Below are 13,682 nucleotides of genomic sequence, written 5' to 3'. Positions count from 1 at the left end.
GTGTTCGAATCCGTCAGCAGCCTCCTCGCCGAGCACGCGCAACTGCAGGAGGAGCTCGCCGACCCGGCGCTCCACGCCGACGCTGCGCGCGCGAAGAAGGTCAATCGGCGCTACGCCGAGCTGAGCCGGATCGTCCACGCGCACACGGTGTGGCTCGAGGCGCAAGACGACCTCGCAGCTGCACGCGAGCTCGCCAAAGACGACGCCGCCTTCGCCGAGGAGGTGCCGGTGCTCGAAGAGGCGCTCGCCACGGCGCAGGAGCGCCTGCGGCGGCTGCTCATCCCGCGCGACCCCGACGACGGACGCGACGTGATCATGGAGATCAAGGGCGGCGAGGGGGGCGCGGAGAGCGCCCTCTTCGCCGGCGATCTCCTGCGGATGTACATGCAGTACGCGCAGGCCAAGGGATGGAAGGTCGAGCTCCTCGACCAGAACGAGTCCGACCTCGGCGGCTACAAAGACGTACAGGTCGCAATCAAGTCGAACGCGACCGATCCGTCGCAGGGCGTGTGGGCGCACCTCAAGTACGAGGGCGGCGTGCACCGCGTGCAGCGCGTTCCCGTCACCGAGACGCAGGGCCGCATCCACACCTCGACGACGGGCGTGCTCGTCTTCCCCGAGGTCGACGAGCCCGAAGAAGTCGACATCAGCCAGAACGACCTGAAGATCGACGTCTACCGTTCATCGGGTCCCGGCGGCCAGTCGGTGAACACCACCGACTCCGCCGTGCGCATCACCCACCTCCCGACCGGCATCGTCGTGTCGATGCAGAACGAGAAGTCGCAGCTGCAGAACCGCGAGGCGGCGATGCGGGTGCTTCGTGCCCGCATCCTCGCCCGCCAGCAGGAGGAGATCGCGGCCGCGGCATCCGATGCCCGCAAGTCGCAGATCCGCTCGATGGACCGCTCCGAGCGCATCCGCACCTACAACTTCCCCGAGAACCGCATCGCCGACCACCGCACGGGCTACAAGGCCTACAACCTCGACTCCGTCATGAACGGCGCGCTCGACCCCATCGTCGAGTCGGCGATCCAAGCCGACGAAGAGGCACGCCTCGCGAATCTCGGCGACGAGTAGCCGCGAGCGGATGCCGCGGCATCCGCTCGCGCCTTCACCTCAGATGTGCCAGTCGTGCACGCCGCGGGCGGCGTCGGCCGTCTCGTGCGAGAGCGGTTTGATCGTCGCGGGGATGCCGACGATGAGCGAGTGCGCGGGAGCATCCTTCGTCACGACGGCGTTCGCGCCGATCGCACTCCACGCCCCGATCGTGACGGGGCCGAGCACCTTCGCGCCGGCCCCGACGGTGACGCCGTCTTCGAGCGTCGGATGCCGCTTGGCTCCGCGCCCGGTGCCCCGCCGCGCCTTCCCGCCGAGGGTGACCCCGTGGTAGAGCATCACGTCGTCGCCGAGCACAGCCGTCTCGCCGATCACGACGCCCATGCCATGGTCGATGAAGAAGCGCCGGCCGATGGTCGCGCCCGGGTGGATCTCCACGCCCGTGAGGAACCGCACCAGTTGCGACAGGAGTCGCGCGGGCAGGAAGAGCCCGCTCACCCAGAGCCGGTGCGCAGCACGGTGACCCCAGATCGCATGCAACCCCGAGTAGGCGAGGAACACCTCGATCGATCCGCGTGAGGCCGGATCGTGGGCGCGAGCGGTGGCGATGTCTTCACGAAGCGTTGCGAGGAGTCCCACCCGCTCAGTCAAGCAGACCTTCGTACAGCACCGTCGAGAGGTACCGCTCGCCGTAGCTCGCCGCGATCACGACGATGGTCTTGCCGGCGTTCTCGGGACGCTTCGCGAGCTCGGCCGCCGCGTAGACCGTGGCACCCGAAGAGATGCCGCCGAGGATGCCCTCCTCGACGCCGAGGCGGCGAGCGGTGGCGACGGCCTGGTCGATGTTGACGTCGATGATCTCGTCGTAGACGTCGCGGTCGAGGATCGCCGGCACGAAGTTCGCACCGATGCCCTGGATCTTGTGGGGGCCGGGCGCTCCGCCGTTGAGGATCGGCGACTCGGCGGGCTCGACGCCCACGATCTTCACCTCGGGCTTGCGCTCCTTGAGCACCTGGCCGACGCCGGAGATGGTGCCGCCGGTGCCGATGCCCGACACGAAGATGTCGACTTCGCCGTCGGTGTCGTTCCAGACCTCCTCGGCCGTGGTGCGGCGGTGGATCTCGACGTTCGCCTCGTTCTCGAACTGCTTCGCGAGCACGGCGCCGGGGGTCTCCGTGACGAGCTGCTCGGCGCGGGCGACCGCGCCCTTCATGCCCTCGCTGCCGGGAGTCAGCACGAGTTCCGCACCATAGGCCCGGAGGAGGGCGCGGCGCTCCTTGCTCATCGTCTCGGGCATCGCGATGATCACGCGGTATCCGCGCGCCGCGCCGACCATCGCGAGCGCGATGCCGGTGTTGCCGCTCGTGCCCTCGACGATCGTGCCGCCGGGTGCCAGCTCGCCGGACGCCTCTGCGGCGTCGACGATCGCGACCCCGAGGCGGTCCTTGACGCTCGCCGACGGGTTGTAGAACTCGAGCTTTGCGAGCACCGTGGCGTCTGCGCCGTCGGTCACTCGGTTGAGACGCACGAGCGGGGTGCGCCCGAATACCTCGGTGATGTTGTCGAAGACCTGTGCCATGATGATCCCTCTCGTGACGGCGAGTGCCGCGCTCAGCCTATGGTCGGGGCGCACTCACCGGCTCGTGCGTTACATTCCATTGCGTGGATCAACGGATGCCGGGGCCCGGCGCGCACTCCCTTCGGGCGATTCGAGACGGCGTCGTCGCCCGTCTGGCAGCCGCCGGCGTGCCCGATCCCGAGGTCGATGCCGAGCTGCTCATCGGGCACGTGCTCGGCCTCTCGCGCGGCGGAGTCCAGGCGAAGCTCGTCATGGACGGCGAGTTGGGGGAGCCGGATGCCGCGGCGATCGACGCGCTCGTCGCCCGCCGCGCCCGCCGCGAGCCCCTGCAGCACCTCACCGGCCGCGCCGCCTTCCGTTCGCTCGAGCTCCACGTCGGCCCGGGCGTCTTCGTGCCGAGGCCCGAGACCGAGGAGGTCGCCCAGCTCGCGATCGATGCCCTGCGCGCGGCGGCCGAGCCGGAGCCGATCGCGGTCGATCTGGGTTCCGGCACGGGTGCGATCGCGCTCGCCCTCGCGACCGAGGTGCCGCACGCGCGCGTCTGGGCGGTCGAGAACTCACCCGAGGCATTCCCTTGGACCCGCCGCAACGTCGAGGCGGTCGCCGCGCCGAACCTCGACCTCGTGTTCGCCGATCTCGCGGTCGCGTTGCCAGAGCTCGACGGCCGCGTCGCAGTGGTCGTGTCGAATCCGCCGTACGTGCCGCTCAACGAGATGCCACGCGACCCCGAGGTGCGCCTCTACGATCCCGAGCCGGCGCTCTACGGCGGCGCCGACGGGCTCGATGTGGTGCGGGCTCTCTCGAGGCGCGCGCTGGGGCTGCTCCGGCCCGGCGGCGTGCTCGTGATCGAGCACGGGGAGCGGCAGTCCGCCGGCATCGCCGCCCTGCTCGCATCCGACGGCTGGCGGGCGATCTCGCATCACCGCGACCTGACCACCCGCGACCGGGCGACGACGGCGCTCCGCTGATCCGCGACTAGGTGTTGCGCTCGAGCTGCTCCCGCTCGCGTCGCTCGATCTGCTCCCGCTCGTGCTTCTCGCGCTCGAGCGCATGCTTGATCGCCTCGCGCTCGCGCTTCTGCGCCTCGCGCAGCGCCTTCTCCGCCTCGCGGCGAGCCTTCGCCGCCTCGCGCACGGCCTTGTCGCGGGGGAGGAGGAGCGCCGGCGCGGGCTTGGGGCCCGCCGCCGTCACGCGCTCGCCCGACTCGAGGCGGCCGACGTGGTACTCGATGCCGTCGAGGATGCGCTCAAGGCCGAATGAGAAGTCCTCGTCAGCCTCGTCATCGGCCGCCTCGGGGCCCGCGATGTATCCGCCCGACGCCATCACCGGGCTCAGGTAGGGGAATCGCTCGGGGGTCACGAGCTCGATGAGCGCCTCGAGGAAGTTCTCGCCCGTGACGTCGCCGGCATCGCGTGCAGCTGCTGCAGCGGCGGCGAGGTCGCGTTCCTGCGCGCTCGTCGCGCGTGCGTAGCTCGTGAGCAGCAGGAGCGCCGACATCTTCTCGCCGTCGCTCAGGGGGAGTGATCGCACCTCCCGCAGGAACCAGTCGACGATCGTGAGGTTCTTCGGCGTGATCGGGGCCCCGGAGATCGGGATGTCGACGATCCACGGGTGCGCACGGTACGCCTCCCGGATCGCGAGCACCCACGCTGTCACTCCCTCGCGCCACGTGCGCTCGACGGCGTCGTCGGGCACCGACACGTCACCCGCGCCCTCCTGCATGAGCAGGATCAGGTCGTCCTTGCTCGTGACGTAGCGGTAGAGCGACATCGTCGTGAAGCCGAGCGAGGCGGCGACCCGGCTCATGGACACCGCCGAGAGCCCTTCGGCGTCGGCGATCTCGATGGCGGCGTCGACGATGCGCTCGATGGAGAGCTCGCGCTTCGGGCCGCGTTGCGGATGCGTCGCGACGCCCCACGCGAGCGCGACGCCGCGGGGGAGCTCGGGGTCGGGTCGCACTCGGCTCACATCGGCTCCCGTTCTCGATTGATGTTGACCCACAGTCTAGAACTGTGTATTACTTAAACAACAGTGCATCACATAAACAGTTTGCGACGTACGCAGACGATTCACCTCGAAAGGACCGGGACATGACTCTCGCCATCGACGCGCGAGGCCTCCGCAAGCGATTCGGGCGCACCGACGTGCTTGCAGGCCTCGACCTCACCGTGCCGGCCGGCACCGTCTTCGCCCTGCTCGGGCCGAACGGCGCGGGCAAGACGACGACCATCAACATCCTCACGACCCTCGTCCATGCCGACGCGGGCACTGCGCACGTCGCGGGCCACGACGTCGCCGCGGAGCCAGAGGAGGTCAAACAGCGCATCAGCCTCACCGGCCAGTCCGCCGCCGTCGACGAGGTGCTGACCGGCACCGAGAACCTCGTCATGATGGGCCGCCTCTCCGGCCTCGGCCGCACCGGGGCGCGCACTCGAGCGGCCGAGCTCCTCGAGCGCTTCGGGCTCACGGATGCCGCATCCCGCCGCGTCGGCACGTACTCGGGCGGCATGCGCCGCCGTCTCGACCTCGCGCTCAGCCTGATCCTCGCCGTGCCCGTGGTGTTCCTCGACGAACCGACCACGGGGCTCGACACCCGCAGCCGCCAGGAGCTCTGGAGCGTCATCCGCTCGCTCGCCGATGCCGGCACGACGGTCTTCCTCACGACGCAGTACCTCGAGGAGGCCGATCGGCTCGCCGATGGCATCGCCGTGCTCGACCACGGCCGCATCGCCGCAGAGGGCACCGCCGACGAGCTCAAGGCGCGGGTCGGCGGCGATGTCGTGGAGCTCCGCGACGCCGACGGGGAACTGCTCGCCGAACTGCCCACCGACGGCACCGTGCACGGGCTGCGCGCCGCGATCGACGAGCTCGACCGGCGTGCGGCATCCGACGCACCGGGCGTCAGTGTCGCGATCCGTCGCCCGAGCCTCGACGACGTGTTCCTCGCGATCACGGCCGGCCAATCGCCTGCCGCTCCCTCCGCCGACCGGCTCGCCCGCCCCGAACTCATCGAATCGAAGTGACGACCATGACCGCCCTCGTGCAGACCCGTCCGCGCCTCAGCCCCTTCACCGCGGAGGCGACCTTCATCAACCGCAGCTTCATCCACTCGGTGCGCGACGTCGAGGCGCTCCTCATGGCCGTCGTGCTGCCGACGATGCTCATGCTGATGTTCACGTTCATCTTCGGCAACGCCATCGACCCGTCGGGCGGCTATGTCGACTACGTCGTGCCCGGCATCATCCTGCTCTGCGCAGGGTTCGGGGCGTCGTCCACAGCGATCGCGGTCTCACGCGACATGACGACGGGCATCATCGACCGCTTCCGCACGATGCCGCTGCGCAGCGGGGCCGTGCTCACCGGACACGTGGTCGCGAGCCTCGCACGCAACCTCTTCGCGACGGGCGTCGTGATCGCGGTCGCGCTGCTGGTCGGATTCCGTCCGGTGGCAACGTCGCTCGAGTGGCTCGGCGTGTTCGCGATCGTGGGGCTCTACATCCTCGCGATCACGTACCTGTTCGCGGCCATCGGCCTCGCCGCCTCGACACCCGACGCGGCGAGCGGCTACGGGTTCATCCTGTTGTTCCTGCCGTACCTCTCGAGCGCGTTCGTGCCCGTCGACACGATGCCGGAGTGGCTGCAGTGGGTCGCAGAGAACCAGCCGATCACGCCCGTGATCGAGACGATCCGAGGGCTCCTCATGCACGCCCCGATCGGCGACTCGGCGTGGCTGGCCGTCGAGTGGTGCGTCGGCATCATCGCCGTGTCGGTCGTGTGGGGCGCGTGGTTGTTCCGGCGCAAGGCCGGGCGCCGCTGACGGCGGCATGAGATCGGCGGATGCCGCGGCGCGCAGGGGCCGCGGCATCCGTCGTGCTTTCACCCGCTGCCCTCGGCCTCCCCGGGCGCTGGTCTAGAATCGAGCGGTCATGACTGCCATCTACGACTGTTCGGTCGATTCCCAGCTGCTCGCCGGAATGCGACTCGCGCGCGGCGCCATCGGGAGGGGCGAACTCGTCGTGATCCCCACCGACACCGTCTACGGCGTCGCCGCCGATGCCTTCAATGCCGATGCGGTCACGAGGCTCCTCGACGCGAAGGGCCGCGACCGCACGTCGCCGCCGCCCGTGCTGATTCCCGGCATCCCCACGCTCGATGCGCTCGCGAGCGAGGTGCCCGGCCCCGTGCGCCAACTGGTGGCCGAGTTCTGGCCCGGCGGTCTCACGGTCATCCTGCACGCGCAACCGTCGCTCCAGTGGGACCTCGGCGAGACGCGTGGCACCGTGGCGCTGCGCATGCCGGCGAACCCGATCGCCCTCGAGCTCCTCTCCGAGACCGGGCCGCTCGCCGTCTCGTCTGCCAACCTGTCGGGCAGGCCGTCGGCCACGACGGCGGCGGCTGCCGCGGAGATGCTCGGCGACTCGGTCACCGTCTACCTCGACGGGGGAGCGGCGGGTGAGGCCTATGAGGCGATCGGAGAACGGCCGGGCGACACCTCGTCGACCATCATCGACGCGACCGGCCTCGCCGAAGACGGCGGAACCCTCCGCATCGTGCGTGCCGGCGTGATCTCGCGCGAGCAGATCGCCGCGGTGGTCGGCGAAGAGCTGCTCGCCCCTGCCCCCGGCGGGCCGCGAGCCGATGATGCGGCATCCGGATCGCCCGACTCGGCAGGCCCCGTCGAAGCCGCCGACGCCGTCGTACCCGGTGACGATGGAGCGGATGCCGCCGCCTCATGACCCTCTACCTCGCGCTCGCCCTCGTGGCCGCGCTCGTGACCTTCGGCGGGTCGATCCTCGTCTGGAAGCTCAGCCTGAAGTACCGGCTGTACCCGAAGATCCGCGATCGCGACGTGCACACCCGCCCCACGCCGAGGCTCGGCGGCATCGCGATGTTCGTCGGCATCGTGATCGCGATCGCCGCGGCCGCGTTCATGTCGACGCTCGGCTCCTCACGTTTCTCGATCCTCTCGATCGTGTTCCAGAATCCGGGCCAGATGCTCGCGATCCTCGGTGCAGCGCTGCTCATCGTGCTCATCGGCGTCGCCGACGACATCTGGGATCTCGACTGGACCACGAAGCTCGCCGGCCAGTTCATCGCCGCAGGCCTCATCGCGTGGCAGGGCGTCACGATCGTGTCGCTCCCGATCGGCGGCATCACGGTGGGGTCCTCGTGGATGAGTGCGGCGATCACGGTGTTCGCGATCGTGCTCGTCATGAACGCGATCAACTTCATCGACGGGCTCGACGGGCTCGTCGCCGGCGTCGCGCTCATCGCGAGCGGCACGTTCTTCCTCTACACGTACCTCCTCGTGCAGAAGACGTCGCCGCAGAACTACTTCAACATCGCGTCCCTGCTCGCGGTCGTGCTCGTCGGGGCCTGCATCGGGTTCCTGCCGCTCAACTGGCACCCGGCGAAGCTCTTCATGGGCGACGCGGGCGCCCTGCTCATCGGCCTCCTGATGGCCACCTCGGCGATCGCCGTCACGGGCCAGATCGACCCGTTCTCGATCGGCGGCGGAGAGCTGTTCCCGGCGTTCATCCCGATCATCCTGCCGTTCGCGGTGCTGCTCATCCCGCTCCTCGACTTCGGACTCGCGGTGATCCGGCGCCTCAGGGCCGGCAAGTCGCCGTTCGCGGCGGATCGCAAGCACCTGCACCACCGCCTCCTCGACATGGGCCACTCGCACCTGCACGCGGTGCTCATCTTCTACGCCTGGACGGCCGTCGCATCGATCGGATGCCTCCTGAGCTTCGTCTTCCCGGTCTACTACGGCATCTCGTCGATCTGGGCGTTCCTCCTCCTCAGCATCGGATTCCTCGTCTGCGCGGCCTTCACGCTCGCGCCGCTCGGCCGTCGCAAGCGCCTCACGGTCGCCGCCGAGGCGCAAGCGCCCGAAGCGCAGGCCGCGGCGCTCGATGAGCTCGAGGGGTCGGACGTGGCGCTCGACGAGCTCGCCGAGCTCGACGAGCTCGACGAGTCGGCCATGTCGCTCGACGAGCTCGAGGGACCTCACGAGCCGGCCACGGCCCTCGATGAGCTCGAGGAGTCGACGCCGACGCTCGACGAACTCGAGGGAGCGCCGCCCGCGGCATCCGTCGACACGCCCGGCGCCGCTGTCTCGCACATCCGGCCGGCAGCATCCGGCGACCCCGAACTGGAGCATGATGACCGACCCGCGTCCTGAACCCGCCGACCGCACACCCACGTCGAACCCGGTGCTCCGCAAGGCGCTCACGTGGGGCGGCGTCCTCGCCGGCGTGGTCGCGGTCGTGAGCGCCTCGCTCGGGTTCGTCTTCGACGGCACCTCGGGCCTCGTGAGCGGCCTCATCGGCACCCTCATGGCGGTGGTCTTCATGGGCATCACCGCCGCGAGCATCCTGCTCGCCAACCGGTTCGCCGGAAGCGACCTGTTCGTCGGCGCGTTCTTCGGCATCGTGCTCGGCGGCTGGCTCCTGAAGTTCATCGCGTTCATCGTGCTCGTCGTGGTGCTGCGCGACGCGGCATGGCTGAATCCAACGGTGCTCTTCCTCAGCCTCGTCGCGGGGGTCATCGCCTCCCTGGTCGTCGACGTGCTGGTGGTCGCGAAGTCGCGCATCCCGTATGCAAGCGACGTGCAGCTCCCGGAGCCTCCTGCAGACGACTGAGCGGCCCCGGGCGATTCGTCCGCCGCGCGAAGTATTGCTAGAGTATTGACGATCCCCCACGGTTTCTGCGCGGCTTCGGCCTGTGCGGAATTCCGTTCCGATGTTCGTCGTCGCGAGAGCCGAGCTCCACGCCCCGAAACAGGAGATAGCGCTGCTAGCTAACGCCCTGAACCTTCTGGTTCCGATGTCTACCGATGATGGTGAGTTTCACGGGCCGTCGATTCTCGAGTTCTTCCCCGGCGCGCTGCTCTTCGAGGGCACCGGCTTCGAGATCAACCGCATCGTCCTCGTCCGCTTCGTCGCCGTCGCTGCGCTCATCCTCGTGTTCTGGCTCGGCACCCGCCGCATGCAGGTCGTTCCCGGCCGGTTCCAGAGCCTCGTCGAGATGGGGCTCGACCTCGTTCGCGTGAACATCGCCGACGACCTCCTCGGCAAGAAAGACGGCAGGCGGTTCCTGCCGCTGCTCACCACGATCTTCTTCATGGTGCTGTTCATGAACCTCACGGGTGTCATCCCGTTCCTGAACATCGCCGGCACGTCGGTCATCGGGGTGCCGCTCGTGCTCGCGATCGTCGCGTACGTCACGTTCATCTACGCGGGCATCAGGAAGAACCCCAAGAACTTCTTCAAGAACTCGCTCTTCCCCTCGGGCGTGCCGTGGCCGGTCTACATCATCGTCACGCCGATCGAGTTCATCTCGACCTTCATCATCCGGCCGATCACGCTGACCCTGCGACTCATGATGAACATGATCGTCGGGCACCTGCTGCTCGTGCTCTTCTTCGCGGCGACGCAGTTCTTCTTCTTCACGGCGGGCGGCGGCTGGGCTGCGCTCGGTGTCGGGAGCCTGGCCTTCGGGTTCGTCTTCACGCTCTTCGAGATCCTCGTCGCCGTACTGCAGGCCTACGTCTTCGCCCTCCTCACCGCGGTCTACATCCAGCTCGCGGTCGCGGAAGAGCACTGAGCTCGGGCACCCGCCCAGCACATCCCTAGGAAAGGAAAACCCAACGTGGACGCAACTACCGTTCTCGCTGAGATCAACGGCAACATCGCGACGGTCGGTTACGGCCTCGCGGCCATCGGCCCGGCAATCGGCGTCGGCATCGTCGTCGGCAAGACGATCGAGGGCGTTGCCCGTCAGCCCGAGCTGGCCGGCCGTCTCCAGGTCCTGATGTGGATCGGCATCGCCTTCACCGAGGCGCTCGCCTTCATCGGCATCGCCACGTACTTCATCTTCACCGCTTAGTCCGCATTCCGCAGCGATTTAGGAGGCCACCGTGCTTCACGCAGTACTCAGGGCTGCAGAGGAGGGCCACGAGGCGACCCCGAACCCGGTACTTCCCGAGGTCTACGACATCCTCTGGTCGGCGGTCTGCTTCGTCATCATCCTCGCCTTCTTCTGGAAGTACGTGCTGCCGCGCGTGCAGAAGCTGCTCGATGAGCGCGGCGAGGCGATCGAGGGCAACATCGCGAAGGCCGACGAGGCGCAGCGCAAGGCCGAGGCGGCGCTCGAGCAGTACACCGCCCAGCTCGCCGACGCGCGCATCGAGGCGGGCCGCATCCGCGAGTCCGCCCGCGACGACAGCAAGACGATCGTCGCCGAAGCGCGTGAGCAGGCCGTTAGCGAAGCCGCGCGCATCGCCGCAAGCGCGCAGGCGCAGATCGAGGCGGAGCGCCAGGCGGCGCTCGTGTCGCTTCGCTCCGACGTCGGCACGCTTGCGATCGACCTCGCGTCGGGCGTCATCGGTGAGAGCCTCGCCGACGACGCGAAGGCGCAGAGCGTCGTCGACCGCTTCCTCGCCGAACTCGAGGCATCCGAGCAGGCCGCCGCCGGGGGGAAGAGCTAACCCATGGGGAGCGCTACCAGAGGTGCTTTGGCCGGTTCGCGAGCCGCACTCGCCGAGCTCGGCCGGGCCGACCTGTCGGTCGCAGAAGACCTGCTCTCCGCGGGTCGAGTGATCGGGTCGTCGTCGCAATTGCGTTCGGCGCTCACCGACATCGAAGCGGATGCCGCACAGCGGCGCGCGCTCGTCGAGGCCGTCTTCGGTTCCCGCCTCTCCGCCGGCGCGGTCTCGCTCCTGCTGAGCGCCGCGGCTCGCCCGTGGTCGTCGGGCGACGACTTCCTGGCCGGCATCGAAGAGCTCGGCATCCGCGTCGCAGCGGATTCCGCTCCCGACGACGTCGACCTCGCCGCCGAGCTCTTCACGTTCGAACGGGCGGTCACCTCCGACGACGAGCTCGAGCTCGCACTCGGCAGCAAGCTGAGCCCGCTCGACGAGAAGACGAAGATCGTCGACCGGCTGCTCGCCGGCAAGGCGACTCCGCAGACCGTCGTGATCGCGCGCCACCTGGTGCAGCAGCCTCGCGGCCGGCGCATCGGCGAATTGCTGCGGCACGCGGCATCCATCGTCGCCGACCAGCGCGGATTCGACATCGCGACCGTCACGACCGCCGTGCCGCTCACGCCCGCGCAGCTCTCGCGACTCGAGCAGGGCCTCGCGGCCCGCTCCGGCCGCCGCGTGCGGTTCGACACCATCGTCGACCCGGCCGTCGTCGGCGGGGTTCGCGTGCAGATCGGCGATGATGTCATCGACGGCAGCGTCGCCGCGCGCCTCAGCTCGCTGAGGCAGAAGCTTGCCGGCTGACGCCGGAGAAACGACCGGCGTCCGCGCCGTGACAGACCAGTAGCTGTACAACCGGTACAGAAAAGGGAAAGACAATGGCAGAACTCACCATCAGCCCCGACGAGATCCGTTCGGCTCTCTCGGAGTTCGTCTCGTCGTACGAGCCGGGCCAGGCGAAGAAGACCGAGGTCGGACACGTCACCGACGCCGGCGACGGCATCGCGCACGTCGAGGGCCTGCCCTCGGTCATGGCGAACGAGCTCGTGCGCTTCGCCGACGGCACGCTCGGCCTCGCGCTGAACCTCGACGAAGACGAGATCGGCGTCGTCGTGCTCGGCGAGTTCACCGGCATCGAAGAGGGCATGGAGGTGACCCGCACGGGCGAGGTCCTCTCGGTTCCCGTCGGTGAGGGCTACCTCGGCCGCGTCGTCGACCCGCTCGGCAACCCGATCGACGGACTCGGCGACATCGCGACCGACGGCCGCCGTGCGCTCGAGCTCCAGGCTGCGGGCGTCATGCAGCGCAAGTCGGTGCACGAACCGCTGCAGACCGGCATCAAGGCGATCGACGCGATGATCCCCGTCGGCCGCGGCCAGCGCCAGCTCATCATCGGCGACCGACAGACCGGCAAGACGGCCATCGCGATCGACACGATCATCAACCAGAAGGCGAACTGGCAGTCCGGCGACCCGTCGAAGCAGGTGCGCTGCATCTACGTCGCGATCGGTCAGAAGGGCTCGACGATCGCGGGCGTGAAGGGCGCGCTCGAAGACGCCGGCGCAATGGAGTACACGACCATCGTCGCGGCTCCCGCTTCCGACCCGGCGGGCTTCAAGTACCTCGCGCCGTACACGGGCTCGGCCATCGGCCAGCACTGGATGTACGACTCGAAGCACGTGCTCATCATCTTCGACGACCTGTCGAAGCAGGCCGAGGCCTACCGAGCCGTGTCGCTCCTCCTGCGTCGCCCGCCCGGACGCGAAGCCTACCCGGGCGACGTGTTCTACCTGCACTCGCGCCTGCTCGAGCGTTGCGCGAAGCTCTCCGACGAGCTCGGTGCCGGCTCGATGACCGGCCTGCCGATCATCGAGACCAAGGCGAACGACGTGTCGGCGTACATCCCGACCAACGTGATCTCGATCACCGACGGCCAGATCTTCCTCCAGTCCGACCTCTTCAACTCGAACCAGCGCCCCGCGGTCGACGTCGGCATCTCGGTGTCGCGAGTCGGCGGCGACGCGCAGGTCAAGTCGATCAAGAAGGTCTCGGGCACGCTGAAGATCGAGCTCGCGCAGTACCGCTCGCTCGAGGCGTTCGCGATGTTCGCGAGCGACCTCGACGCAGCGAGCCGTCGTCAGCTCGCCCGTGGCGCGCGCCTCACCGAGCTGCTCAAGCAGCCGCAGTACTCGCCGTACCCCGTCGAGGAGCAGGTCGTCTCGATCTGGGCCGGCACGAACGGCAAGCTCGACGAGGTGCCGGTCGAAGACATCCTCCGCTTCGAGCGCGAGCTGCTCGACTACCTCGGCCGCAACACCGAGGTGCTCTCGACGCTGCGCGACACCAACGTGCTGAGCGATGAGACCGCTGCGACGCTCGAGACGGAGATCGACAAGTTCAAGCTCGAGTTCCAGACGGGTGAGGGCAAGCCGCTCGCCTCCGTCGGGTCGGAGCAGTTCGAAGCGATCGCTGAAGAAGAGGTCGTCCAGGAGAAGATCGTGAAGGGCCGCCGCTAGTCGGATGCCTCGTTCCCTGGGGTTCTCGGGATCGAACCCCTGCGGG

Annotated in this window: 15 protein-coding genes; 12 read left to right on the top strand and 3 right to left on the bottom strand. The window is 68.8% G+C overall.

Features of this window, described 5'->3' with window-relative positions; all coding sequences use genetic code 11:
- Positions 1 to 1,077, top strand: coding sequence for a peptide chain release factor 1 (gene prfA / locus J7E25_RS04305; protein ID WP_214868301.1), 1,077 nt, complete (start codon positions 1 to 3; stop codon positions 1,075 to 1,077).
- A gap of 39 nt (positions 1,078 to 1,116) precedes the next feature.
- On the opposite strand, the gene epsC is transcribed toward prfA, so the two are convergent.
- Both epsC and cysK read right to left on the bottom strand, forming a co-directional pair.
- Positions 1,117 to 1,695, bottom strand: coding sequence for a serine O-acetyltransferase EpsC (gene epsC, locus J7E25_RS04300; protein WP_214868299.1), 579 nt, complete (start codon positions 1,693 to 1,695; stop codon positions 1,117 to 1,119).
- Positions 1,696 to 1,699: 4 nt separating this feature from the next.
- Positions 1,700 to 2,635 carry a cysteine synthase A gene (gene cysK, locus J7E25_RS04295; RefSeq protein ID WP_214868297.1) on the bottom strand — a complete coding sequence of 312 codons (936 nt, stop codon included), beginning with the start codon at positions 2,633 to 2,635 and terminating at the stop codon, positions 1,700 to 1,702.
- A 95-nt stretch (positions 2,636 to 2,730) separates the two neighbouring features.
- Between cysK and prmC the strand changes: the two genes are divergently transcribed.
- Positions 2,731 to 3,603 (top strand): peptide chain release factor N(5)-glutamine methyltransferase, encoded by an 873-nt coding sequence (gene prmC / locus J7E25_RS04290; RefSeq protein ID WP_214868294.1) that lies wholly within the window; start codon positions 2,731 to 2,733, stop codon positions 3,601 to 3,603.
- 7 nt (positions 3,604 to 3,610) lie between these two features.
- Here the strand turns inward: prmC and J7E25_RS04285 are convergent, their stop codons facing one another.
- The gene (locus J7E25_RS04285) at positions 3,611 to 4,603 is read right to left on the bottom strand and encodes a TetR/AcrR family transcriptional regulator (protein ID WP_308164359.1); all 993 of its coding nucleotides are present in this window, start codon (positions 4,601 to 4,603) and stop codon (positions 3,611 to 3,613) included.
- 122 nt (positions 4,604 to 4,725) lie between these two features.
- On the opposite strand from J7E25_RS04285, the gene J7E25_RS04280 reads away from it, so the two are divergent.
- The 10 genes from J7E25_RS04280 to atpA all read left to right on the top strand — a co-directional run bounded on the left by J7E25_RS04280 (position 4,726) and on the right by atpA (position 13,636).
- Positions 4,726 to 5,658, top strand: a complete 933-nt coding sequence (locus tag J7E25_RS04280; RefSeq protein WP_214868292.1) for an ATP-binding cassette domain-containing protein — start codon at positions 4,726 to 4,728, stop codon at positions 5,656 to 5,658.
- Positions 5,659 to 5,663: 5 nt separating this feature from the next.
- The gene (locus tag J7E25_RS04275) at positions 5,664 to 6,452 is read left to right on the top strand and encodes an ABC transporter permease (RefSeq protein ID WP_214868338.1); all 789 of its coding nucleotides are present in this window, start codon (positions 5,664 to 5,666) and stop codon (positions 6,450 to 6,452) included.
- 109 nt (positions 6,453 to 6,561) lie between these two features.
- The gene (locus J7E25_RS04270) at positions 6,562 to 7,371 is read left to right on the top strand and encodes an L-threonylcarbamoyladenylate synthase (protein WP_214868290.1); all 810 of its coding nucleotides are present in this window, start codon (positions 6,562 to 6,564) and stop codon (positions 7,369 to 7,371) included.
- The gene (locus J7E25_RS04265) at positions 7,368 to 8,819 is read left to right on the top strand and encodes an MraY family glycosyltransferase (protein WP_214868288.1); all 1,452 of its coding nucleotides are present in this window, start codon (positions 7,368 to 7,370) and stop codon (positions 8,817 to 8,819) included. The genes J7E25_RS04270 and J7E25_RS04265 overlap by 4 nt, the downstream gene beginning before the upstream one ends.
- The gene (locus J7E25_RS04260) at positions 8,797 to 9,279 is read left to right on the top strand and encodes a hypothetical protein (RefSeq protein WP_214868286.1); all 483 of its coding nucleotides are present in this window, start codon (positions 8,797 to 8,799) and stop codon (positions 9,277 to 9,279) included. The genes J7E25_RS04265 and J7E25_RS04260 overlap by 23 nt, the downstream gene beginning before the upstream one ends.
- 184 nt (positions 9,280 to 9,463) lie before the next feature.
- The gene (gene atpB, locus J7E25_RS04255) at positions 9,464 to 10,243 is read left to right on the top strand and encodes a F0F1 ATP synthase subunit A (RefSeq protein WP_251038794.1); all 780 of its coding nucleotides are present in this window, start codon (positions 9,464 to 9,466) and stop codon (positions 10,241 to 10,243) included.
- Between the two features lie 45 nt (positions 10,244 to 10,288).
- Positions 10,289 to 10,525 (top strand): ATP synthase F0 subunit C, encoded by a 237-nt coding sequence (gene atpE, locus J7E25_RS04250; RefSeq protein ID WP_090711036.1) that lies wholly within the window; start codon positions 10,289 to 10,291, stop codon positions 10,523 to 10,525.
- A 31-nt stretch (positions 10,526 to 10,556) separates the two neighbouring features.
- Positions 10,557 to 11,126 (top strand): F0F1 ATP synthase subunit B, encoded by a 570-nt coding sequence (locus J7E25_RS04245; RefSeq protein WP_214868282.1) that lies wholly within the window; start codon positions 10,557 to 10,559, stop codon positions 11,124 to 11,126.
- Positions 11,127 to 11,129: 3 nt separating this feature from the next.
- On the top strand, positions 11,130 to 11,924 hold the full coding sequence (locus tag J7E25_RS04240; RefSeq protein WP_214868280.1) for a F0F1 ATP synthase subunit delta: 795 nt from the start codon (positions 11,130 to 11,132) through the stop codon (positions 11,922 to 11,924).
- Positions 11,925 to 11,998: 74 nt separating this feature from the next.
- Positions 11,999 to 13,636 (top strand): F0F1 ATP synthase subunit alpha, encoded by a 1,638-nt coding sequence (gene atpA, locus J7E25_RS04235; protein ID WP_214868278.1) that lies wholly within the window; start codon positions 11,999 to 12,001, stop codon positions 13,634 to 13,636.
- Positions 13,637 to 13,682 lie beyond the last annotated feature (46 nt).

This window comes from Agromyces sp. ISL-38, from assembly GCF_018613935.1.
GTDB lineage: Bacteria > Actinomycetota > Actinomycetes > Actinomycetales > Microbacteriaceae > Agromyces.
Note: the sequence above shows the minus strand (reverse complement) of the source record. Positions and strands in the feature narration are given on the sequence as shown.

Bases quoted from the DNA above. Each gene is read 5' to 3' on its own strand.
- cysK (WP_214868297.1), bottom strand. From the start codon at position 2,635: ATGGCACAGGTCTTCGACAACATCACCGAGGTATTCGGGCGCACCCCG.
- prmC (WP_214868294.1), top strand. From the start codon at position 2,731: ATGCCGGGGCCCGGCGCGCACTCCCTTCGGGCGATTCGAGACGGCGTC.
- J7E25_RS04280 (WP_214868292.1), top strand. From the start codon at position 4,726: ATGACTCTCGCCATCGACGCGCGAGGCCTCCGCAAGCGATTCGGGCGC.
- J7E25_RS04275 (WP_214868338.1), top strand. From the start codon at position 5,664: ATGACCGCCCTCGTGCAGACCCGTCCGCGCCTCAGCCCCTTCACCGCG.
- J7E25_RS04270 (WP_214868290.1), top strand. From the start codon at position 6,562: ATGACTGCCATCTACGACTGTTCGGTCGATTCCCAGCTGCTCGCCGGA.
- J7E25_RS04265 (WP_214868288.1), top strand. From the start codon at position 7,368: ATGACCCTCTACCTCGCGCTCGCCCTCGTGGCCGCGCTCGTGACCTTC.
- J7E25_RS04260 (WP_214868286.1), top strand. From the start codon at position 8,797: ATGATGACCGACCCGCGTCCTGAACCCGCCGACCGCACACCCACGTCG.
- atpB (WP_251038794.1), top strand. From the start codon at position 9,464: ATGTCTACCGATGATGGTGAGTTTCACGGGCCGTCGATTCTCGAGTTC.
- J7E25_RS04240 (WP_214868280.1), top strand. From the start codon at position 11,130: ATGGGGAGCGCTACCAGAGGTGCTTTGGCCGGTTCGCGAGCCGCACTC.
- atpA (WP_214868278.1), top strand. From the start codon at position 11,999: ATGGCAGAACTCACCATCAGCCCCGACGAGATCCGTTCGGCTCTCTCG.